Origin of the sequence: Citrobacter sp. Ce129, from assembly GCF_030334545.1 — a bacterium.
GTDB classification, from domain to species: Bacteria; Pseudomonadota; Gammaproteobacteria; order Enterobacterales; family Enterobacteriaceae; genus Citrobacter; species Citrobacter europaeus.
In genome coordinates this window covers 191,506-215,088 of record NZ_JAOWDS010000051.1, presented here as the reverse complement: position 1 = coordinate 215,088, position 23,583 = coordinate 191,506, and the positions used below count along the sequence as shown (strand labels likewise).

Annotated in this window: 17 protein-coding genes; 7 read left to right on the top strand and 10 right to left on the bottom strand. The window is 50.8% G+C overall.

Annotated elements, in window-relative coordinates; translation table 11 throughout:
• Positions 1 to 22: 22 nt before the first annotated feature.
• Positions 23 to 565: a replication initiation negative regulator SeqA gene (seqA, locus tag OGV77_RS03075; RefSeq protein ID WP_016152261.1), complete on the top strand. Its 543-nt coding sequence runs from the start codon at positions 23 to 25 to the stop codon at positions 563 to 565.
• Between the two features lie 24 nt (positions 566 to 589).
• Positions 590 to 2,230: a phosphoglucomutase (alpha-D-glucose-1,6-bisphosphate-dependent) gene (pgm, locus tag OGV77_RS03070; protein WP_016152262.1), complete on the top strand. Its 1,641-nt coding sequence runs from the start codon at positions 590 to 592 to the stop codon at positions 2,228 to 2,230.
• Between the two features lie 97 nt (positions 2,231 to 2,327).
• Here pgm and potE read toward each other — a convergent pair whose 3' ends face one another.
• From potE to kdpF, 9 genes are all read right to left on the bottom strand, one after another.
• Positions 2,328 to 3,647 carry a putrescine-ornithine antiporter gene (gene potE / locus OGV77_RS03065; RefSeq protein WP_043015592.1) on the bottom strand — a complete coding sequence of 440 codons (1,320 nt, stop codon included), beginning with the start codon at positions 3,645 to 3,647 and terminating at the stop codon, positions 2,328 to 2,330.
• On the bottom strand, positions 3,644 to 5,842 hold the full coding sequence (gene speF / locus OGV77_RS03060) for an ornithine decarboxylase SpeF (protein WP_075144989.1): 2,199 nt from the start codon (positions 5,840 to 5,842) through the stop codon (positions 3,644 to 3,646). Before speF ends, potE begins: the two co-directional genes overlap by 4 nt.
• Positions 5,843 to 6,222: 380 nt before the next feature.
• Positions 6,223 to 6,327 carry a leader peptide SpeFL gene (gene speFL / locus OGV77_RS03055; protein WP_114149115.1) on the bottom strand — a complete coding sequence of 35 codons (105 nt, stop codon included), beginning with the start codon at positions 6,325 to 6,327 and terminating at the stop codon, positions 6,223 to 6,225.
• A gap of 277 nt (positions 6,328 to 6,604) precedes the next feature.
• The gene (kdpE, locus tag OGV77_RS03050; RefSeq protein WP_043015594.1) at positions 6,605 to 7,282 is read right to left on the bottom strand and encodes a two-component system response regulator KdpE; all 678 of its coding nucleotides are present in this window, start codon (positions 7,280 to 7,282) and stop codon (positions 6,605 to 6,607) included.
• Positions 7,279 to 9,963 (bottom strand): two-component system sensor histidine kinase KdpD, encoded by a 2,685-nt coding sequence (kdpD, locus tag OGV77_RS03045; protein WP_087051558.1) that lies wholly within the window; start codon positions 9,961 to 9,963, stop codon positions 7,279 to 7,281. Before kdpD ends, kdpE begins: the two co-directional genes overlap by 4 nt.
• A 10-nt stretch (positions 9,964 to 9,973) precedes the next feature.
• Entirely contained in the window at positions 9,974 to 10,540 is a 567-nt protein-coding gene (gene kdpC, locus OGV77_RS03040; protein WP_043015596.1) for a potassium-transporting ATPase subunit KdpC, read from the bottom strand.
• An 8-nt stretch (positions 10,541 to 10,548) separates the two neighbouring features.
• Positions 10,549 to 12,597, bottom strand: coding sequence for a potassium-transporting ATPase subunit KdpB (kdpB, locus tag OGV77_RS03035; RefSeq protein ID WP_043015597.1), 2,049 nt, complete (start codon positions 12,595 to 12,597; stop codon positions 10,549 to 10,551).
• Between the two features lie 20 nt (positions 12,598 to 12,617).
• Positions 12,618 to 14,297 carry a potassium-transporting ATPase subunit KdpA gene (kdpA, locus tag OGV77_RS03030; RefSeq protein ID WP_043015598.1) on the bottom strand — a complete coding sequence of 560 codons (1,680 nt, stop codon included), beginning with the start codon at positions 14,295 to 14,297 and terminating at the stop codon, positions 12,618 to 12,620.
• The gene (gene kdpF, locus OGV77_RS03025; RefSeq protein ID WP_072033319.1) at positions 14,297 to 14,386 is read right to left on the bottom strand and encodes a K(+)-transporting ATPase subunit F; all 90 of its coding nucleotides are present in this window, start codon (positions 14,384 to 14,386) and stop codon (positions 14,297 to 14,299) included. Before kdpF ends, kdpA begins: the two co-directional genes overlap by 1 nt.
• Positions 14,387 to 14,694: 308 nt before the next feature.
• Here kdpF and OGV77_RS03020 point away from each other — a divergent pair, with 308 nt between their 5' ends.
• Entirely contained in the window at positions 14,695 to 14,901 is a 207-nt protein-coding gene (locus tag OGV77_RS03020) for a YbfA family protein (RefSeq protein WP_043015600.1), read from the top strand.
• 55 nt (positions 14,902 to 14,956) lie between these two features.
• On the opposite strand, the gene OGV77_RS03015 is transcribed toward OGV77_RS03020, so the two are convergent.
• Positions 14,957 to 15,619 (bottom strand): LuxR C-terminal-related transcriptional regulator, encoded by a 663-nt coding sequence (locus tag OGV77_RS03015; RefSeq protein ID WP_047412647.1) that lies wholly within the window; start codon positions 15,617 to 15,619, stop codon positions 14,957 to 14,959.
• 333 nt (positions 15,620 to 15,952) lie between these two features.
• Between OGV77_RS03015 and OGV77_RS03010 the strand changes: the two genes are divergently transcribed.
• The 4 genes from OGV77_RS03010 to OGV77_RS02995 all read left to right on the top strand — a co-directional run bounded on the left by OGV77_RS03010 (position 15,953) and on the right by OGV77_RS02995 (position 23,553).
• Positions 15,953 to 18,553, top strand: coding sequence for a BapA/Bap/LapF family prefix-like domain-containing protein (locus tag OGV77_RS03010; RefSeq protein WP_087051557.1), 2,601 nt, complete (start codon positions 15,953 to 15,955; stop codon positions 18,551 to 18,553).
• 83 nt (positions 18,554 to 18,636) lie between these two features.
• Positions 18,637 to 20,088, top strand: coding sequence for a TolC family protein (locus OGV77_RS03005; RefSeq protein ID WP_087051555.1), 1,452 nt, complete (start codon positions 18,637 to 18,639; stop codon positions 20,086 to 20,088).
• Positions 20,089 to 20,101: 13 nt separating this feature from the next.
• A complete protein-coding gene (locus OGV77_RS03000; RefSeq protein WP_286502602.1) occupies positions 20,102 to 22,270 on the top strand; it encodes a type I secretion system permease/ATPase in 2,169 nt (722 codons plus the stop codon).
• Complete coding sequence (locus tag OGV77_RS02995) at positions 22,267 to 23,553, top strand: beta-barrel domain-containing protein (RefSeq protein ID WP_082197557.1); 1,287 nt, start codon at positions 22,267 to 22,269, stop codon at positions 23,551 to 23,553. Before OGV77_RS03000 ends, OGV77_RS02995 begins: the two co-directional genes overlap by 4 nt.
• The last annotated feature ends 30 nt before the right edge of the window (positions 23,554 to 23,583 follow it).

Below are 23,583 nucleotides of genomic sequence, written 5' to 3'. Positions count from 1 at the left end.
CTAAACACTGCACTGGATTAAGATGAAAACGATTGAAGTTGATGATGAACTCTATAGCTATATTGCCAGCCACACCAAGCATATCGGCGAGAGCGCATCCGACATTTTACGGCGTATGTTGAAATTTTCCGCCGCATCACAGCCTGTCACTCCGGTAGTTAAAGAAGTCCGCGCTGTGCAAGCCGTCGTGGAAGCGAAGCCGGTTAACCCCGTAAAAGATAAAGTGCGCGCCATGCGTGAACTGCTGCTGTCCGACGAATACGCGGAGCAGAAGAAAGCAGTAAATCGCTTTATGCTGGTGCTGTCTACACTCTATTCACTGGATCAAAACGCGTTCGCTGAAGCAACGGAATCGTTGCATGGGCGTACGCGCGTTTATTTTGCAGCGGATGAACAGACGCTGCTGAAAAATGGTAATCAAACCAAGCCGAAACACGTGCCAGGCACGCCGTACTGGGTGATCACCAATACCAATACCGGCCGTAAATGCAGCATGGTTGAGCACATCATGCAGTCAATGCAATTCCCTGCGGAATTGATTGAAAAGGTTTGCGGAACAATTTAATCCTTGCATTAGAAGGACCAGGCAATGGCAATCCACAACCGTGCAGGTCAACCTGCGCAACAGAGTGATTTGATTAACGTCGCCCAACTGACGGCACAGTACTATGTACTGAAACCAACGGCAGGGAACGCTGAGCACGCCGTCAAGTTCGGTACGTCCGGACATCGCGGTAGTGCAGGTCGTCATAGTTTTAACGAGCCGCATATTCTGGCTATCGCTCAGGCGATTGCTGAAGAACGTGCGAAGAACGGGATTACTGGCCCGTGCTATGTGGGCAAGGATACCCACGCGCTGTCTGAACCGGCTTTTATCTCTGTACTGGAAGTGCTGGCGGCGAACGGCGTTGACGTCATCGTGCAGGAAAATAACGGCTTTACGCCAACCCCTGCCGTGTCGAACGCTATCCTGGTCCACAACAAAAAAGGCGGCCCGCTGGCGGACGGCATTGTGATTACGCCGTCCCACAACCCACCGGAAGATGGCGGCATTAAATACAACCCGCCAAACGGTGGTCCGGCAGATACCAACGTCACCAAAGTGGTGGAAGACAGGGCTAACGCCCTGTTGGCTGACGGTCTGCAAGGCGTGAAGCGTATGTCGCTGGACGCTGCGCTGGCATCGGGTCATGTCAAAGAGCAGGACCTGGTTCAGCCGTTTGTTGAAGGACTGGCTGACATCGTCGACATGGCGGCAATCCAGAAAGCTGGCCTAACCTTGGGTGTCGATCCGCTGGGCGGTTCCGGTATCGAATACTGGAAACGTATTGCTAAGCACTACAACCTGAATCTGACTATCGTTAACGATCACGTTGATCAAACTTTCCGTTTCATGCATCTCGACAAAGATGGCGCAATCCGTATGGACTGCTCCTCCGAGTGCGCGATGGCGGGCCTGTTGGCGCTGCGCGACAAGTTCGATTTGGCTTTTGCTAACGATCCGGACTACGACCGTCACGGTATCGTCACCCCGGCAGGGCTGATGAACCCGAACCACTACCTGGCGGTGGCGATCAACTACCTGTTCCAGCACCGTCCGCAATGGGGCAAAGACGTTGCCGTCGGTAAGACGCTGGTGTCATCGGCGATGATTGACCGCGTGGTGAATGATTTAGGGCGTAAACTGGTCGAAGTTCCGGTTGGCTTTAAATGGTTCGTTGATGGTCTGTTTGACGGCAGCTTTGGCTTTGGTGGTGAAGAGAGCGCGGGGGCTTCTTTCCTGCGCTTCGACGGTACACCGTGGTCGACCGACAAAGACGGTATCATCATGTGCCTGCTGGCGGCAGAAATTACCGCTGTGACCGGTAAGAACCCGCAGGAGCACTACAATGAGCTGGCTGCTCGCTTTGGCGCGCCAAGCTACAACCGCCTGCAGGCGAGCGCGACCTCCGCGCAGAAAGCGGCGCTGTCTAAGCTGTCTCCGGAAATGGTGAGCGCCAGCACGCTGGCGGGCGATCCTATCACTGCGCGTCTGACGGCGGCACCGGGCAACGGTGCTTCAATCGGTGGTCTGAAAGTGATGACTGACAACGGCTGGTTTGCCGCGCGTCCGTCAGGTACGGAAGACGCTTATAAAATCTACTGCGAGAGCTTCCTGGGTGAAGAGCACCGCAAGCAGATCGAAAAAGAAGCCGTTGAGATCGTCAGTGAAGTGTTGAAGAACGCATAAGTACAATTTGTGTGCCGGGCGGTGCTACGTTTGCCCGGCCTACAAAAGCGATCGTAGGCCCGGTAAGCGCTAGCGCTACCGGGCTTTTTATCGGGCTTTAACTGTGATTATTTTTCAGTTCAAAGCGCGGTGATACCAGGCCATACAGCGTCCAGCCGAGGAAGGTCACGATAGAACCGTAAAGCATTGCTTCTTCGCCGGAGGAGTAGAGCGCATAGAAGCTGTACAATGCGCCAATAAACGCCACAAAGTTTGCCGGTTTCGCTTTCGATGACGGAACATTCGCCATCTTCTGAATAATAACCAGTGCGGCCATCGACAGAATATACGGAATGATGTTCGTCACGACCGCCAGATTGACCAGCACGTTGAACTGACTGTTCAGCGACGGGCTGATAGTCATCAGCGATAAACCACTCTGGATTATTACGATTGCCAGCATCCCCTGAACCGGCGCGTCTACTTTGGTCACGCGGGAGAAGATTTTAGGGAAGTAACCACCATCAGCCGACGATTTGAATACCTGGGCGATAGTGAACTGCCAACCCAGCAGTGAACCGCAGCAGGACATCACCATCAGCGCCATGATCACTTTACCGACTTCCGGGGTGAACATTTGTGCAAAGGCTAAACCGAACGGCGCAGTAGAGTTAGCCAGAGCCATATTCGGCACAATCCCCGCTATCACGTTGGTTGAGACGATATAAATCACAGCAGCTCCTAGCGTACCGCCCAGTACTGCGATAGGCACGTTGCGTTCCGGGTTTTCGACCACTTCGGCGTTGGCGCAGGCTGATTCCAGACCCAGGAAAGCCCACAACGTCATCGCAATGGAAGAACCTACCGCCGTGAAGAATGGTACGTGATGCGGATTCCAGGAGTTAGCATACAGTGTCGGACTGAACCAGAACCAGCCGATGATACACAGACCGACAACCGGAATAATTACGCCCCAGACGGTGATGCTGCTGATTTGTCCGGTAATACGCGCACCGCCAAAGTTGGCGACGGTGCAGATCCACAGCACGCCGATGGTTGCCAGGCCAATCTGCACAGGTGTCAGTGTGGCGCCAAACAGTTCGGTACCGTAACCCACGGCAGAGATTGCGATGGCTACGTTGGCAATTAATAGTGAAACGCCATAGGTGTAGTTCGCCATAAAGTTACCGGATTTGCCAAAGGCGTATTCCGCGTAACCGCCCATACCGCCGGATTTGCGACTGAACATACCGCATTTTGCGAAGGCCCAGGCCAGCGCCATTGAACCGACAGCAGTAACCAGCCACGATATGATCGAGATGGTGCCGACTTCCGCAAGTTTGGTGGGCAGCATGATTATTCCCGATCCCATCATATTAACCATGGTCAGGATGGTGAGCTGGACGACGCCCATTTTATTGGATTTGGCTTTGCTCATAACATTTCCCCTTTCAACAGAGCGTGTTGCGCGCTTTGTTGCTTAATTACGTAGCACCACACCTGTTTACGACCATCGTGCTCTTCGATGTAGACCCCCTGGAGTTCAGGCGCAAAACCCGGTAGCAAATTGATCCCTTCTTCCAGCGCACTGAAGTAACGTAATACTGAACCTCCCCAGATTTCACCCGGAACTACACACAGCACACCCGGAGGATAAGGAAGCGCGCCTTCCGCCGCGATGCGACCTTCAGCGTCAGGTAGACGCACCAGTTCAACTTCACCACGCAGATATGCATAGTTGGCATCCTGGGGATTCATGCTGACGTGCGGGAAATGTGCTTTACGGAACATCTCTTTCTGTAACTGCTTCACGTTGTGGCGGGCGTACAAATCGTGCATTTCCTGACACAGTTGGCGCAGGCTGTAACCGGCGTAGCGGGCTTCGTGCTGTTTGTAGAGAGAAGGCAGAACGTCGGCCAACGGAGCATCGGCTTCCAGCAGTTTTTCAAAACGCACCAACAGAGCGACAAGCTGCTGTAGCTTCGCCATATCTTCTGCTGGGGTCAGCAGGAACAGGATGGAGTTGAGGTCACATTTTTCAGGCACCACACCATTTTCGCGCAAGAAGTTAGCCAGAATAGTGGCCGGAACGCCGAAGGTGTCATACTCGCCATCACGTGCATTGATCCCTGGTGTGGTAAGCAGCAATTTGCATGGATCCACAAAGTACTGGTGTTCGGCATAACCTTCAAAGGCATGCCAGTGTTCTCCAGGGACAAAGTGGAAGAAACGGAGGTCGCTGGCGATTTCAGTCGTGGGATAAGCTTGCCACGGTTTGCCCGAGACCATCTCAGGTACAAATGGGCGGATATGGTGGCAGTTTTCCAGGATCAGTTTACGAGTATCAATCCCGTTGACGACGCAATCCATCCACATGTTGCGTCCGCTGACGCCTTCATGCATTTTGGCGTTAATGTCCAGCGCGGCAAACAGCGGATAAAACGGGCTGGTGGAGGCGTGCATCATGAACGCATTATTCATTCGTTTATGGGGCACATAACGAGACTGGCCTTTGATGTGGCTGTCTTTTTTGTGGATTTGCGAAGTCTGAGAGAAACCCGCCTGTTGTTTGTGCACTGACTGGGTGACCAGAATGCCGGGGTCGTTTTCGTTGAGATCCAGCAACAGCGGAGAGCAATCGGCCATCATTGGGATAAACTGCTCGTAGCCAACCCACGCGGAGTCGAACAGGATGTAGTCGCACAGATGACCTATCTTATCGACCACCTGACGGGCGTTATAGATCGTGCCATCGTAGGTACCTAACTGAATCACGGCCAGACGGAATGGACGCACATCTTTCGAACGTTGAGGCGCAACTTCGCTCACCAGTTCACGTAGATAGCTTTCTTCAAAGCAGTGTGCGTCAATCCCACCGATAAACCCGTACGGGTTGCGTGCAGTTTCCAGATATATCGGCGTAGCCCCAGCCTGTAACAACGCGCCGTGGTGGTTTGACTTGTGGTTGTTGCGATCGAATAACACCAAATCGCCAGGGGTGAGCAGCGCGTTAAGTACGACTTTATTTGATGAGGAAGTTCCGTTTAGTACGAAGTAGGTCTTATCTGCGTTGAAGACTTTGGCAGCATGCTGTTGTGCAATGCAGGGGGCACCTTCATGGATCAGTAGGTCACCCATTGCGACATCGGCGTTACACAAATCGGAGCGGAAAAGCGCTTCGCCGAAATATTCGACAAACTGATTACCCGCGGGATGGCGACGGAAAAACTCGCCACCCTGATGACCAGGGCAATCAAAGGCGCTGTTACCTTGATTTACGTAGTCGACAAGTGCACGAAAGAATGGCGGACGTAACTGCGTTTCATAATGGCTGGCGGCGGTTTCTAACTGCCGACCATAAAAGGCTGTACGGGCTTCATTACATTCGAATACCCCAGAGATGCGCGGCAGATGTTCAGGTGGAACACGTTCTTCATTTTCGGTGGCGATAAAAACAGGAATGCCGTAGCCGGTGGCGTCAATTTCATCGAGTTTTCCACGTTCAACATCATTGATGGATAACACGATAGCAGCAACATCAATAAAATTACTTTCATCGATATTTACGCAGGAACGTTGCGTGTAAAAACAATCAGGACAGGAACGGCTTACGGCAATTTTTAATTCTGACATTTTCATCTCTTTATTTTTAGGTAATAGCAGGTCCTCAATTTCTCAAATGAGAAATTGATAACTCCGGAAAAAAAGCAAAGTCATACCGCTGATAAATAAATCAGTAAATTGCTTTTTTGAAGATGCAATAAACCCTAACCGGTCCGGTCACAGGTAATACAGGGTTATGCAGGGAGAGCACTGTCGATACAGGCGTTATACCCGTCGTCTTTCAAGCTGCATCTGTGTTGGCTTTACTCGCTTATCCCAGTCACGTACTGATGTACGCTCACGGGCTTTGCTGCGTCGCCGCCTTGATGCAACTCGAAATCCATTGGGTATATATCTGCGATACAGAGAGTCAGGAAGACCTGTATGCTGGAGTGCCCTTAGTCGAGTGACTAACGGGCATTAAAGAAGTGAAAGTCAAAGCTATTACGGTGGGCAAACATCATAATATGCGTTGTTCGCCTTATGTGGGGCATTGTTCGACTATTATTTTCCATTTTAGTTACCTTTACTGGATTAGTGGAAGGTGCGGGTATTTTATCCAGGAAATGGCTGCAAACCGTGAAGATGATCAATAAAAAATGATCATTTCCAAAATATTTAGTCGTCAATTATGCATATCATGAGATAAGATTCTTTTTTGTTTATTAAATGTTGCAAGTTTGTATTTTGTTATTTTTGGCAATATTTGATTGGCTGCATAATAAGTATTATGCAGCAGAGAGAGTTATGAAAATTATAATTGTTAGTTAATCAAAAAAAATGAATAATCATTCATGGCATAAACCGATAACCGATCCCGGTTTCGGTCAGAAAATGACGCGGGCGGGCCGGATCCAGTTCCAGCTTCTGGCGCAAGTGTCCCATGTAAATTCGCAGATAATGACTGTGTTCGACGGCGTTTGGCCCCCAAACCTGATTTAACAACTGGCGTTGCGTTAGTACCTTCCCGGCATTATTCAGCAGTACCGCTAACAGACGAAACTCAATCGGCGTCAAATGAATTTCCTCGTCATCTCGGTGTACGAGGCGGGCGGCGAGATCCACTTTTACATTGGCAAAATGCACCACCGGTTCGGGAGATGCGCCGCTGGCGTGACGACGCAATGCCACGCGTAATCGTGCCTGTAGCTCGCCAATACCAAAGGGTTTACTGAGATAGTCATCGGCACCGGCATCCAGGGCGGCGATTTTATCGCTCTCTTCGCTGCGGGCAGAGAGCACAATTACCGGGATTGCGCTCCATTGTCGCAGGTCGCGAATAAAATCAATACCGTCGCCGTCCGGCAGGCCGAGATCGAGAATGATGAGATCGGGTTTTCGCGTGGCAGCTTCCAGCAGACCACGTTGCAGCGTTTCCGCTTCATATACACGCAGGCCATCAGCTTCCAGCGCGGTGCGCAGAAAACGGCGGATGGCCTGTTCATCTTCAACAATCAGTACGTTCGTCACATATCCTCATGAAAATCTTCAAGTTCAGGGGGGATTTCCTGGGGCAGTTTAACACGAAAACTCGCCCCTCCCTGCACGCGATTGTGGACGGAAATCGTACCGCCGTGCACGTCCACAATCGCCTGGCAAATTGCCAGTCCCAGTCCAACGCCCGGTACCGATGACTCCTTGTTTCCCCGGGAAAACTTGTCAAAAACTTGTTGTTCCATACCCGACGGAATACCCGGCCCATTATCCCAGACGTCCAGCTGCAGGTGTTCACCATCGACGCTGGCATCAATACCGATTTGCGCCTGTGGACCCGCATATTTGACGGCGTTTTCCAACAGGTTAATCAGCACCCGTTCAAAGAGCGGGCCATCGACGTGGATAAGCGTCAGCGGTTCAGGTAACGACAGATTAATCGGGGCAGAAAGTCCAGGCTCCAGCATCTGCAGGGCGCTGCCGACCACTTCTTCCAACGTTAACCACTCTTTCTTAAGATTAAAGCCGCCAGACTGAATTCGCGCCATATCGAGCAGGTTATTAACCAGTCGGGTTGTATTCAGGACGTGCTGGCGAATCTCACTGGCCTGGCGTGCGTGCGGCGATCCTTCGCTGGCCAGATCCAGCGTTAAGATCTCTGCCTGACCGAACAGCACCGTCAGCGGCGTGCGTAAATCGTGGGAGAGGGCAGCGAGCAGGGCATTGCGAATACTTTCGCGCTCGCTGGCAAACCGGGCCTGCTCTTCGCTGGCGGTTAGCGTCAGGCGCTCCAGCGCGCTGGCAACAAGCAAGGTGAAAGTTTCCAGCAGGCGTTGCTGTTCGGGGATCATTAGCTGGCGTAAATTTCCCGGTTCCACCACCAGCAGCCCATGCGTTTTATCAGCACTTTTTAGCGGTAAAATTTGATAGGGCACGCCCGGTAAGGTGTCAGTACCTGCGCCTGCCGGTTGCCCTTTATCAAAGCTCCATTGGGCAATGGCATCATCCCACGGCGTCATGCCCTGTTGGTGGGTGAGAGGGGCCAGCTTTCCATTCTCGCCGGGCAGTAAAACCTGGCTGCGGGCCTGAAACGTTGACGCAATAAACTGTTCGCTGGTGGCGGCGATATCTGTTTGACTCCGCCCTACAGCCAGCGCTTTCGACATCTCATATAAATGACGCGTACGCTGTTCACGATAACGCGCCACCCGTGCCTGATAACGCACTCCGGCGGTGAGATTACCGATAACCAGCCCTACCGTGAGCATCACGGCAAAAGTGAGCAGATACTGAACGTCGGAAACGGCCAGCGTTCCGCGTGGCGCTATAAAGAAGAGATCGAAGCTGGCGACGTTAATAAAGGTTGCCAGCACTGACGGCCAGCGTCCGTAAAAGAGGGCGATAACCACCACGCCCAATAAGTAGAGCATCACCAGGTTGGCGGCGTCAAAGGCCATCAGCCATTGCATGGCAATCACTGTAATAATGGCGCACAGCGCGACGGCAACCACGCAACCCTGAATTTGTACCCGCCATTTATCCTTAAATGTACGGCTATCTGCAGTTTGCGGCACAGAGCGCGAAGGTGGCTCATCGAGCGCAACAATCATCAGGTCGAGATCCGGTGCGCGATGGGCCAGTTTGTCGGCAAAAGAGTCGCTGCGCCACCAGCGACGCGTAGTTGGACGTCCGAGGACAATTTTTCCCAGATTATGCTCACGGGCGTAGCGGATCACTGCTTTGTCTTCGGCGGGGTCGGAAAGGGTGGCGGTTTCTGCGCCTAACTCCTGGGCCAGCCGCAGGGCGCTTAAAATTGCGCGGCGCTGTTTTTCCGGCAACCGGTGCAGCGCGGGCGTTTCGACATACACCGCATGCCATACGCTGCCAAGACGCGCCGCCAGACGTGCGGCGGCACGTACCAGTTTTTCGCTGCCGGTATTGTGTCCTATGCACAGTAAAATGGCGTCGCGGGTATGCCAGACTTTCTCCTCTCCCGGACGTCCACGCCAGGCGCGCATCTGATCGTCTACCCGATCGGCCGTGCGGCGCAAGGCCAGTTCACGGAGCGCGATCAGATTACCTTTGCGAAAGAAATGCTCGATGGCTCTTTCTGCCTGACCGGCGATATAAACCTTGCCTTCATTCAAGCGCTGGCGCAAATCATCGGGGGGAAGATCGACCAGCACGACATCGTCGGCGGCATCGAAAAAAGGATCGGGGACGGTTTCGCGCACCTGAATGCCGGTAACGCCGCTGACCACATCATTGAGACTTTCCAGATGCTGGACGTTGACGGTAGTAAAAACGTCAATACCGGCTTCCAGCAGCTCTTCAATGTCCTGCCAGCGTTTTGGATGACGCGAGCCTGGCGCATTACTGTGCGCCAGTTCATCCATTAAAATGAGCGCCGGACGGCGGGCCAGCGCCGCGTCGAGATCGAACTCGCTGATATGACGACCATGGCGCGCCTGTCGCTTTAGCGGCAGGATGCTGAGACCGTCCAGTAGCGCGGCGGTCTCTTTACGTCCGTGGGTTTCCACCACGCCAATCAGCACATCTAACCCCTGCGCCCGCAGCCGCTGGGCCTCTGCCAGCATGGCCCAGGTTTTGCCGACGCCCGCGCAGGCGCCGAAGAAAATTTTCAGTTTTCCGCGGTGCGGGGCGGTAGTCTGCTCCAGCAGGCGATCGGGATCGGGGCGTAAGGGTTCGCTATGCATGTCCTTTTTCTCAGTGCTTATCCAGCGCTAAATTAAGTTCCACCAGGTTCACCACCGGCTGGCCGATAAAACTGACCAACGGCTTTTGCGTATATTGTGCAACCAGGCGCGTGACCTCTTCAACGCTGAGGTTGCGAGCCTGCGCCACGCGGGGGATTTGCCAGGCTACCGCGGCTGGCGTCAGGTTGTTGTCCAGCCCGCTGGAAGATGCCGTTACCAGCTCTACCGGAACGGCAGGATTTGCCTGCGGGTTGGCGGCACGCAGCGCGGCTATCCGGCTTTGCAGCTGTTTATCCAGTTCCGGGTTGCTGGCTGCCAGGTTACTGCCGCCTGAAGCCATTGGATTATAGGGCATTTCTGCCGTGGCAGACGGGCGTCCCTGAAAATAACCGGCCGCGGTAAAATGTTGCCCAATGAGCGCAGAGCCGCGGACTGTCTGACCTTCACGCAGAAGCGAACCGTTAGCCTGGTGGGGAAACCACCATTGCCCCAGCGCGGTGGTCAACAGCGGGTATGCCCCGCCGGTGATAAGCATCAGGAAAATCAAAGTTGATAATGCAGGACGTAATCCACTCATCAGAAACCTCACACCAGACCCAGCAGGGTCAGCAGTAAATCAATTGCTTTGATACCGATAAACGGCACAACCAGACCACCCAGACCATAGATCCACAAATTGCGGCGCAGCATCGCCGAGGCGGATAATGGTTTGTAGCTCACGCCCTTAAGCGCCAGTGGGATCAGAAAGACGATAACCAGTGCGTTAAAGATAACCGCGCTGAGGATCGCCGAGTCCGGCGAATGCAGACTCATCACGTTAAGCGCATTGAGCTGCGGGTAGGTGGCGGCGAACGCGGCCGGGATAATGGCGAAATACTTCGCCACGTCGTTAGCGATACTGAAGGTGGTCAGCGAACCGCGCGTCATCAGCATCTGTTTACCAATGTGCACCACTTCAATCAGTTTGGTGGGGTTGGAATCGAGATCCACCATGTTGCCTGCTTCTTTCGCCGCCTGGGTTCCTGAGTTCATGGCGACTGCCACGTCGGCCTGCGCCAGTGCCGGGGCGTCGTTGGTTCCATCGCCGGTCATCGCCACCAGACGACCTTCCGATTGATACTGACGAATCAGCGCCAGCTTGGCTTCCGGCGTGGCTTCAGCTAAGAAGTCATCCACCCCGGCTTCTGCGGCAATTGCCGCGGCGGTCAGGCGGTTGTCGCCGGTGATCATCACCGTTTTAATCCCCATTTTGCGCAGTTGGGCAAAACGTTCTTTAATGCCGCCTTTAACGATATCTTTCAGGGCAATCACGCCCAGTACACGGGAGCCTTCGGCCACCACCAGCGGCGTAGCGCCAAGGCGGGCAACGTTCTCGACCTTCTGCTCCACGTCGGCGGGGAAATGGCCGCCGTTGGCTTCAACGTGACGACGGATGGCATCAACCGACCCTTTGCGGATCATTCGGTTGTCGATGTTGATCCCGCTCATACGACTTTGCGCGGTAAATGGAACAAAGGTAGCGTGCAGCGATTGCACGTCGCGGATACGCAGATTGAAGCGCTGTTTAGCCAGGATAACGATGCTGCGGCCTTCCGGCGTTTCATCGGCCAGCGATGAAAGCTGAGCGGCGTCGGCCAGCGTTTTTTCATCCACGCCGTGGGCAGGCAGAAAATCCGAAGCCTGGCGATTACCCAGCGTAATGGTGCCGGTTTTATCCAGCAGCAGTACGTCCACGTCACCCGCGGCCTCTACTGCGCGTCCGCTGGTGGCGATAACGTTCGCACCCAGCATGCGGCTCATCCCGGCGACACCAATCGCAGAGAGCAGCCCGCCTATCGTGGTGGGAATCAAACACACTAACAGGGCAACCAGAACCGTGACGCTGACCGCGCTCCCGCCCCAGGCGGAGAACGGCCACAGGGTGGCGGTCGCCAGTAAAAAGATAATGGTCAGGGCAATCAGCAGGATCGTCAGGGCGATCTCATTGGGCGTTTTACGCCGCTGCGCGCCTTCAACCATGGCGATCATCCGGTCGAGGAACGTTTCGCCGGGGTTTACGCTGCATTCGATAACCAGCCAGTCGGAGAGGATGCGGGTCCCGCCGGTGACGGAGGCGAAATCGCCACCGGATTCACGAATCACCGGCGCGGACTCACCGGTAATGGCGCTTTCATCTACCGACGCGCCACCTTCGATCACCTCGCCGTCACACGGGATAATATCGCCCGCTTCCACCAGCACGATATCGCCTTTACGTAAATCATCGGCAGGAACGTGATCCATGGCCGAGCCGTATTTAGGTTCGCGAAGTTTGCGGGCAAAGGCGGTTTTTTTAACACCTTTCAGACTGTTAGCCTGCGCCTTACTGCGTCCTTCCGCCAGCGCCTCAGCAAAGTTGGCGAACAGAACGGTAATCCACAGCCACAGACTTATCGCCCCGGTAAACCACGGATTGCCCTGCATATGGCCCGTTGCCATCGCCACTGTTAACAAGGTCGTTAACAGACTGCCCAGCCAGACGATAAACATCACCGGATTACGCCATTGGGTATGGGGGCTTAATTTTTTTACGGCGTCCATCAGCGCCTGTGCGACCAGAGAGGGTTCGAACAGCGCCAGTTGCTTGCGACTCATAGTAATGTGCTCCGCATCACTCAGTGTAATGACAGGTATTCTGCGACCGGGCCAAGCGCCAGGGCAGGAACAAAGGTGAGAGCGCCAACCAGTAACACCGTACCGATTAACAACCCGACAAACAGTGCGCCGTGGGTAGGTAGCGTGCCCGGGCTTGCTGGCTGGATCTTTTTACTGACCAGCGACCCGGCGATAGCCATCACGGGAACGATCACGCCAAAGCGACCGAAGAACATGCACAGAGCCAGCAGGCAGTTCCAGAACGGGCTATTGGCACTTAATCCGGCAAAGGCGCTACCGTTGTTGTTGGAAGCAGACGACACGGCATACAACACTTCACTAAAGCCGTGTGGACCTGGGTTAAGCATGGCGCTGCGCCCGGCATCGCTCATCATGGCGATCGCCGTACCGAGCAGTACCAGCGCAGGGGTGACCAGAATCGCCAGCGCGGTCATTTTCATTTCGCGCACGTCGATTTTCTTACCCAGATACTCCGGCGTACGACCAATCATCAGCCCGGCGATAAATACCGCCAGTAGCACAAACAGCAGCATGCCATACAGACCTGATCCGACTCCGCCGAAGACGACTTCGCCAATCTGCATTAGCCACATCGGCACCATCCCGCCCAGCGCGGTAAAGGAGTCATGCATCGCATCGACAGCGCCGCAGGAGGCGGCTGTCGTGACGACGGCAAACAGACTCGTGGCCAGCACGCCAAAGCGGCTCTCTTTGCCTTCCATGTTGATATTGCTGTCTGCACCGAATGCCATCAGGTGCGGGTTGCCCTGAACTTCAGCCCACATTACCACGGCCACACAGACCACAAAAATCAGCGACATAGCCCACAGCAGGGTCCGGCCCTGGCGACGATCGCCCACCACATCACCAAAGGCAAAACACAGCGCGGTGGGAATTAAGAAAATAGCCAGCATCTGCACCAGGTTGGTCAATGCGGTAGGGTTTTCAAACGGATGCGATGAGTTGGCATTAAAGAAACCGCCCCCGTTAGTGCCAAGCATCTTAATAGCTTCCTGGGAAGCGACAGGCCCCATCGGCAGCAGTTGTTTTACCCCTTCGAGAGTGGTGATGGGCTGATAGGGCAATACGTTTTGCAACGTGCCTTGCTGAATGAAGAACAGCGCAATGAGTAACGCAACAGGGACCAGGATCCACAGCGTAATGCGAACCAGATCGACCCAGGCGTTGCCCAGCGTGTTGATACTCTGACGCGAAAAGGCGCGGGTCAGGGCAAAAATCACCGCTATCCCGGTCGCCGCTGACAGGAAGTTCTGCACGGTCAACCCGGCCATCTGGCTGAAATAGCTTAAGGTGGTTTCGCCAGCGTAGGATTGCCAGTTGGTATTAGTGACAAAACTCACCGCCGTGTTGAGCGCCAGATCCCATGAAAGCCCCGGTAGCTGCTGAGGGTTGAGCGGCAGCAGATTTTGCGCCATCAGCATCGAAAACAGGACCAGCAGACCCAGCACATTGAGCGCGAGGATTGCCAGCAGATACTGCCGCCAGTTCATCTCCTGCTGCGAGATGCCCAGACCACGCCAGAGCCAACTCTCCACGCCAGCGAGGCCCGGCAGGGACGTATTATTGATGAGTCGAGCCAGCCCAAACCCCAGCGGTCTGGCAATGACAAACAGCACCAGCAAGAAACTGGCAATGAGTAAAAATCCTTGTGCCGCCATCAGAACGCCTCCGCATTAATCAGGGCATACACCAGATAACCTAATAAGAAAATGACCAGCACAATGCCGGTTATCACGCCTGCACTCACAGTGCACCTCCAGTGGCATAAATGTGATAACCAGAGCGTAGATTTTTGCTTGCAAAGATTTCGCAAAAATCAGCGGGCGGGGTGTAAAAAAAGTATAAAAATGGCAAAAACCATTATTTAACTAATGGTTAGTATTAATTTAACTTTTATGTAACTTAATTACGGTTTTAAGCTAAACGGAGCATCAATAGACAAAAATAAGTGGTCGGATGAGTAGCAAAATTACACACAAGGCGGTATTATTTTCATCAGTTAACCAAGTTTATTTTTCCGGTGCCATTCACCGAACAGATATATGGGAGAGGATTATGGACCTTTATAAAGAGTATCCAGCACACATTGTTTTCTTACGCCGTACCTTTGCCGTTGTGGCGGGCGTGCTGGCGCTACCGGTCATGCTGTTCTGGAAAGACCGCGCCCGTTTTTACAGCTATCTGCACCGCGTCTGGTCCAAAACCAGTGATAAACCGGTGTGGATGGAACAGGCTGAAAAAGTTAGCTGCGATTTCTACTGACAGTTTGCGAAGCCCAAAAAGCCGCTGATATCAGCGGCTTTTTTGTGCACTGAAACTAGAGATAGCTGCTGCGGCGTTCTCTGAGCGAGAGGGGAGAAGCCGTTGGTTGTCTGCTGTCCGGCATGCGGATGGACTTCAGATACAGTGAAAGTACCGAGACGGACTTTGGGGTATTAGGCATTCCCATTTTCTTCATCAGGTTACATTTGTGACTACTGATGGTTTTGCAGTTTTTATTTTTAATTTTCGAGATTTCTGAAACCGTAAAGCCCTCGGAAAGCATCATCAGAATTTGCGACTCGAGTCCGGTTAGCTGAGGTTTCAACCCATAGCTTTCTTCATCATTATTGTGCAGTAACGTGTTTACGATTACCGGATGAAGTTCCTTTAAAGTTATATTTCGTGGCAAGTATAAGCATGAGATGTTAAACACAGAATAAAGGACATTCATCATTATCAGATCGCTGAGGATGATTAAGTTTTTAGCGCCACTTTTCAACATTCTATTCTTCAGATAAAAAATGTCATCATAGATGATATCTTTCTCATCTATCGCAGCAATCGTGAGTAACTCATTGCTGTTTTCTTTGATTTCACTGAAACGTCGATAAAAAACAATTTTACTGTAAAAGAAACAGTCAAGAAGCGAGGCAATGCCCAGCGATGTATACTGGCATGTTCCAACTATTATAATTGTGTTTGTAGTCTTTTTATTCATAAATTACCCCATCCATAGATAAATTTTATCAGCATTTGCAGATTACAATAAACCTACTAAATTATTCCAGTGATAAGCATGTTGAGATAATCCAGGCGTAGACTTTTGGTGCTTGATTTTGCAGTGAATCCAGGATTAGTCTTAAAAGGATGTTTATGTAACTCTTTGAAAGATAATGGTGCCTGTTGAGATTTGTTTCGTATTTTGAATGATTTCTTATTTAATAATTCACGTATATTATTTATCGATTTATTACGTTACCATTTTTATCGGTCTTTAATCGGGCCATTTTTGCTTTTTACGAAATTAAAAATGGATAAAGGGAGGCTGCATATGCAGAAAATGGCAATCATTACCGCATCTGGGAAAAGTTCGTCTGTGCCTGCTGGGAGGAATCACGTTAAAATTATTCAACCAGGAACGACGGTTAAAATTACTGTGGCAAAGGAGATGATTAGCGGGTCACAGAAAGAGGGTAACAATCTTGTTTTGGTGGAGAAAAACGGGTCGAAGATAACAATTGAAGATTTCTTTAAAACGGACGGCACTTTAAAAAATAAGCTGATTCTTGAGGATGGTGGCAAAGCGTATGAAGCAAAATACAATGCCGAAAATTTTGCCGGGCTGGCTTTCTTCCCGGTAAAACAAGCAACAGATGAAAATACTGATAGTGGGGAAATGAATACAGCCGTCTGGCTGGTGCCACTGCTGGTCGCTGCCGCCGCAGGTATTGGTATCGCCATTTATAATAACAAGGATGATGGTAATTCGCACGATAACAAATCCAGTGACAGCAAAGAAAAGCAGGCATTAAGCGATGCGCAAAAAGATGTTGTGAATAAAGACAGCACGTTTATCAATGCGCAAAAGACGCTTGCTGAAGCGGTGAAAGCGATGCAGGCTAATCCATCAACTGCAACCATCAAAGCGGTTGAGGAGGCAAGCGCGGCGGTGAAAACCGCGATGGATGCAATGAATAAGGCGAATACAACGCTGAAAACGGCGGTTGATGCGGCAAAAGCCAAAGGGATTGATACTACTGCGGCAGAAAAAATCCAAAAACAGGCGGCAGAGGATGCGATCAGTGCGAAAAACGCCATCGACAAAGCGGCTGAACTGGTCAAAACGGCGATCGCCTTAATCGATGAAAGTGCGCAAGCTATTGCCGGACAGGTCAAACTTGACTATCAATCTGCCAGTGATGCAGCCACGATTGCCAACAAACAGCCAGCTCAGAGCGCCATAGAAGTATCGAAAGCTAAGTTGACCGCTGCCGATGCCATGCTGGGTAAACTGTATACACAGATTGAGCAATTATCGCAGCTAATTGCGAACGCGAAAGAGCAAGGGTTTAACGTTGATAATGCCGCTGCGCGTCTGAAGGATTTACAGGAACAATACGCTTCGTTCAGGAAGGAGAGTACAGCGCTGGCTGACTCTGTTGCTCAGGCGGAGCAAAGTCTGCTGGATCTGAATGCGGCGCGTATGACCGTTGACGCGGCAAACGAAGCGCTGAAACAGGCTGTAGCGCAGAAGTCGCAGGCCGCAGAGAAACTGGCCTCTGCCCTTGCGTTGAAAGAAGAAGTCCTGAAAAACAATCAGCTTGATCGCGTTGATGAAGTGAATAAGGCTATCGCTGCGGCAAATAAAAGCCTGGAGGCGGCGCGTCAGGCTACAGAAGCAGCTAATGCCGCAGCGACAAAGGCGAATGCTGATATTAATAAGCTCAATCCTGCGATTGATCCTGCGATAAAACCGCAGAACGTTACGCCGCTTGATATGCCTGATGTGAAACCGATTGATAAAGGCCTGCAGGTTGACGATAACAAAACGTTTGTTGAGTCCGTACAGGCCTTTATCAAGAGCCTGGTTGATTCGGTTAACAGCGTCTGGACGACAATTGCGAATTCAAAATCACTGGCATTTCTCAGTAATGTCATTTCTGAGATTACCGCCGGATTTAAAACCGTTAGTGAATTCCTGGGTGAAAAAGTTGTCTCTGCCGTAAAAGCGATCAAAACAATAGAAAAAGCTTTAGTCGAAATCTTCATCAATAAACCAATTGAATTTATTAAAGATATACTGAAAGTTACCGGGCAGAAGATTGCTGAGGCTATCGGTGAAACGGTCTCGGCGATTAAAACAGGGTTCGAGAACCTCGTTTCGAATGTGGGTAAAAATATCGCCGATGCTTTAAAAGGTATGAGCCTGACTGATTGGGTCAATCCGCTCAAATGGAACGCTCTGGTTGGTGAAGTGATTTCTAAGACCGCAGGCAATATCGTAAAAAGCATAGCCGATTTGGTGATGTCGTTACCGACAAAAATTATTGATTTCTTTACTGATGCCATCACTAAATATGCCGGGATCATTAGTGATAAAATTAAGAGTGAACTCAGTATCGCTAAAGAAGCGATAACTAATGTTCTGAAAACGTTATTTGATGGCTTTATTAAAAATCCAATCGATAAACTGCTCACGCCAGTCCTTGATAAAATTAAGGAATTCATCAGTCATCCCGTTGAGTCGATTCAAAAATTGCTGTCAACGATTACCGATCTGGCGAAGGATGCTTTTAATATTATCAAAGATATCATTAAATTACCTGGTGAGTGGCTTAAGGATTCCTTCCAGTTGATTAAGGATATCTATAACTCATTTAAAGGCGATAGCGTTAAAAATGGCGATGGCAGTGAATTGCATAAATTAATGGACAAGATACTTCACGATCAACAATCTGACGCTGCAAAGGTTGTCAGCGCATTACTGAAATCTGACGCCAGCAGCGGCGACATTAACTTAAGCAAACTGCTCCCGGAATCTTTAACGAATAAGATCCAGTCCGCACCAGAGTCCAGTTCGTCTTCAGTAACTCATTATCACACAGCCTCAGCAATGGATGACATGCACTCGTCACTTCCTGTCGCTGCGTAATAAAAGGTATGCGTGTTTCAACTAATGGAACACGCAATACCTTGCGGTTACTCAATTCGTACTGAATAAGGGAAACAACATTCATGGAAACTCGCCATTTACCGCGAGCGGCATTGCTGTTGGCGATCGTCACGTCATGTGTATTCAAAAGTCATAGTGCGCAGGTGGCGACATGGCCCGTTATATTTGAGGATGCTGCAGAGCCCATTACGTCAGAAACCCAACCTGATCCTCTGTCTCGCCCTGCGGTAGGGGCCGTGGAAAAACGTAGTGGTGAAAGACAAAAAAACGCAGTGGCTTCTTCCGGTGTACCGGTTAAAGGGCATGACATAACGCTTGCCGAGGCGGTGCAACTGGCAATGGGCTGGCATCCGGTGATTAAACGTGCAGAGCGCGAATATGTGCAGAGTAAAGAGTCAGTCAATGAAGCGAAGGCCGGGTGGTATCCCTCTCTTAGTGCCAGAGTAAAATCCGGCCTCGAGCAGGATAATTACAGGCGAGAAGATAGCAAATCGAATACGTTAGCGCTGAACGCCAGCCAGACGCTGTTTGATTTTGGGAGAATCGCCAGCAAAGTCGATCTCGCGGATGCGACGACACAGCGTTCGGGGTCTAACCTTGAGAAAAGTATTAATGATATTGCTTATGAGACGGCGACCAGTTTTACCCAGGCAATTCGTTATCAGCAGTTAACTGAAATTGCCCAGGGACAGGTTGCAGGTCTCCAGCTTATTAACCGTCTGGCTGAAAAAAGAGCCTCATTGGGGGCTAGCGCGGAATCTGACTATTCCCAGTCGAAGGTCCGGCTGGCAGCCGCTATTGCCCTGCAACATGATTATGAGGCGCAAGCCCGGCGTTGGAATGCGAACCTGGATATCGTCACCAACGCTTCTGTTTCTACTGCCCTGAATATGCACATGCCGCAGACGATGGACACAGCTTGCCATCGTGTTGATATCGAAGAGTTAACCTCGCCTGCTATCGAACTGGCGCAGGCGCAAATTAAGATGGCGAAACAGCAGGTTAATGCCTTTAAAGCGGAATATTATCCGACGATTTCACTTAACCCAGTCTGGGAATATGAGCTGGAAAACCAGAACGATAATCGTGGGAATCGGGCTAAAAAGGGCGAGTGGGGGATCTTTGTTAACGTGAGTGCGCCACTGTATGAAGGCGGGGCACGTATATCGCGTACTCAACAGGCGGAACAGGCGTTGCTCGCGTCACAATTTAATCTGGATACCGAAAAGACGGAGGCCCGGCGTAAAATTGTCGAGTCGACCAGCCAGATTTCCAGCCTGTATGAAAGTATGAAGGCTAAGCAAGTACGGGAGAAAGAGGCTATCCGCACGCGTGACCTCTATAAATTACAGTATCTGGAACTGGGTAATCGTTCATTTTCCGATTTACTTAGCGCCGAATCTGAAATTCATCAAACCAGAATGGATATATTAAACAGCCAATTTACCGTGTCGTCGCTGTCAATTGAATGTCTCTATTATTCCGGAAATCTGGTGCGTTATTTTTCTCAATAAGAGGCTCAATGGAATGACATCATCCAGTACCGTTGATATGTCTTGTACAAGTAAAGACAAAGACGTTGAATATTATTATTTCCAGTTGTGGCAAGAAGCCATTGTACAGATTGCCCATCATTATCGTCTTGATATTTCAGAACAGAATATTTTAGTTGCCTCGCAGTGGTACCAGGAGTGTAAGAAAGAAGATGTATTAAAAACGATGGCCAGACAAGCTGGACTGATGATGAAGTGCACGCCAGTGACGCAATTCCAGTTCAGCACCTGGCTGTTGCCTGTGGTTATCGAAATGCGTGATGGACGCTTTGCGTTGGTTAAAAATATTGAAGATAACCAAAACGTTACTTGCGCCTACGTTGACGAACAAGGGTTGTTGACGACCTTCACCCGTGAGGAGTTTCTCGAGGCCGGCCTGCGTGTGATATTGCTGCGACCGTTAACTAATTCGGCCGATCCGCGCGTCGATGACTATACCCGCCCTGTGGAAAAACATTGGGCGTGGCAGATTATTTTTCAGGACATGCGTCCCTATTATTACGTTATTCTGGGGTCACTTTTTATAAATATTCTAGGTCTGGCTGGGATTACCTACTCAATGCAGACCTATGACCGTATTATTCCAGCGCAGTCCTGGCCTACGCTGTGGGTGCTTTTTTCTGGCGTTATATTAGCGTTTGTTTTTGATCTGATATTACGCCTGATGCGCTATAGCATTATTGATATCGTGGGTAAACGAGCAGACCTGCGTATTGCCGATCGAGTATTTGGTCGCGTATTGCGTATTCATTCCGCCCATCGTCCGCAGTCTACCGGAACATTTATTTCGCAGGTGCGTGAATTGGATCAGATCCGGGAGATGATTACCTCCACGACCGTGGTTGCGATGGCCGATCTACCCTTTTTCTTTCTGTTCTTAGTGGTGATTTATCTGTTGGGAGGCATTCTGTTTCTGGTCCCGTTGGCTGGAATGATCCTGATGGTGCTGCCGGGTTTTTTATGTCAGAAAAAACTCGCATTGCTGGCGCGTAGTGCAATGCGTGAATCAAACCTGCGTAGCGCGATGCTAGTCGAAAGCATTCAAGGGCTGGATGATGTGAAATCCCTGCAGGCGGAATATCGTTTTCAGCAGCAATGGTTGAATTATACCGCAACCACGGCCAGCAGCAGTCTGGAACTCAAACACCTGACGCACAAACTTACCTCGTGGTCTTATCTGATTCAAAACGCTGTGTTTGTTTGTGTTGTTGCTGTGGGGACGCCTTTGGCGATGAATGGTGAATTGTCTACCGGTGCGCTGGTTGCCGCGTTAATCCTCAGTTCACGGATGATGGCGCCTGTCGCACAGGTCGCCAATATCCTGACGCGCTGGCAGCAAACAAAGGTCGCTATTGTCGGATTAGACAGTATCATGAAATTACCAACGGATGACGCCCGTGGCGGCAGGCGGGTACACAAACCCTATTTACGTGGCCATTTTGTGCTAAAGGATACGGCGTTTCGTCATCACACCACTAGTCGTCAGAACGCGATCGCTATTGACGATCTGGAGATTAAGGCTGGCGAGAAGATTGCTCTGTTGGGACGAAATGGTTCCGGAAAATCTTCACTATTGAATGCGCTGGCAGGAAATATGTTGTGTGTTAACGGCGTAACGACGCTGGACAACATTCGGCTTGATAACCTCGATCCCGGAGATTTACACCGTGACATCGGTATGTTGTCCCAACGCTCACGCTTGTTTCACGGTTCAATTCGGGAAAATCTGGCGCTCGGAATGCCGCTTGCCAGCGATGAAGAGCTTGAAGCGGCGCTGGAGAAAACAGGGGCGCTCGCTTTTATCAATCAGCTTGCGGATGGGCTGGATCATCTGATAGCCGAAGGCGGAATAGGTTTGTCCGGAGGACAGCAGCAGGCGCTGTTGCTCAGTCGTCTGATTCTCCGCGATCCGCAGATCGTATTATTGGATGAACCCACAGCCGCAATGGATGAAGAGACCGAAGCCGAGTTTATCCGTCGAATGAAACCGTGGATGGCCGGGAAGACGGTTATCATCGCCACCCATCGAAAAAGAGTGCTTGAACTGATCGAGCGCACCATCGTTATGTCGCAAGGAAGCATAGTAATAGACGCCCCTCGCGAGCAGTTTTTTGGTGAGTATTCCCAGGAGGCTGAAGCATGAACAAGGGGAACAAGAGGGGGATCCGTGGTTTGTGGCGACAGGTTGCTGACGGTGTTGTCTTCACCCGGCGCATTCTTCTGCAACATAAATCAGATCCTTCGGATGCTGTAATTGACAATGCTCTCTCGCTGGGACATGAGAACGAACTGACGCTCAGTGGCGCGAAGTGGATAGTATTTTGCGTAGTATTTTTTTTGCTGCTTTTTGCATTGTGGGCCTCATTTTTCAGCATTGAAGAAGTCACCAAAGGCAATGGAAAAGTTATTCCCAGTTCTCGAGAGCAGATTATTCAGTCGCTGGATGGCGGAATTCTGCAACGCATTCATGTTAAAGAGGGGCAAATTATCCAGCCGGGGGAAGTATTGGCGCAACTGGATAGCGTGCGGACCGCCTCCAGCCTGAAAGAATTTGAAGCTAAATACCGCGCAATGCTGGCCCAGCAGGCGCGACTGAGTGCGGAAGTGAATGACAATGAACTGGTCTTTTCTGACGAGCTGGATCTGTATCCTGAGTTAATGAAGGCGGAAACTCGCTTGTATACCTCACGTAAAACACAGTTTGCTGATGCGATTAAAAATATTCAGGATGCGCGTCGATTAATTAACAATGAGTTGTCGATTAATTCCCGCCTGGCTCAGGAAGGCGCTTCCAGCACCGTTGATGTTATTCGTTTGAAACGTCAATTGGTGGATTTGAATATGAAAGAGGAAGAGCTGCGCGGTAACTATTATTTGCGGTCACGCGAAGAACTGGCAAAAGTGTCAGCGGAGATTGCCTCGCTAAAGCATGCTCTGCGTGGTCGCTCCGACTTAGTGGCTAAATCAACGCTGCGTTCACCCGTTCGTGGCATCGTGAAAGATATTCAAAATAATACTGTTGGTGGAGTTATTCCGCCTAACGGTGTTTTGATGCATATCGTTCCACTGGATGACACGTTACTGATTGAGGCGCAAATATTGCCGCGTGACATTGCGTTTATTCATCCAGACCAGAAGGCGAAAGTTAAAATCACCGCTTATGATTATGCCATTTATGGTGGTCTGGATGGCAAGGTAGTGACTATTTCTCCCGATACTATTAAGGATGAACGCAAGCCGGATTTAGTTTACTACCGGGTTTTAATTAGAACCGACCGCGATCATCTTCTTAATAAACGTCAGCAGAAATTGTTTATTTCTCCAGGTATGGTGGCTTCCGTTGACATTGTTACCGGTAGTAAAACGGTCGCCCGCTATTTAATTAAACCATTCAATAAAGTAAATGAAGCTTTGCGGGAAAGATAATTGACCTGCAGATATTAATATAAGGATGAC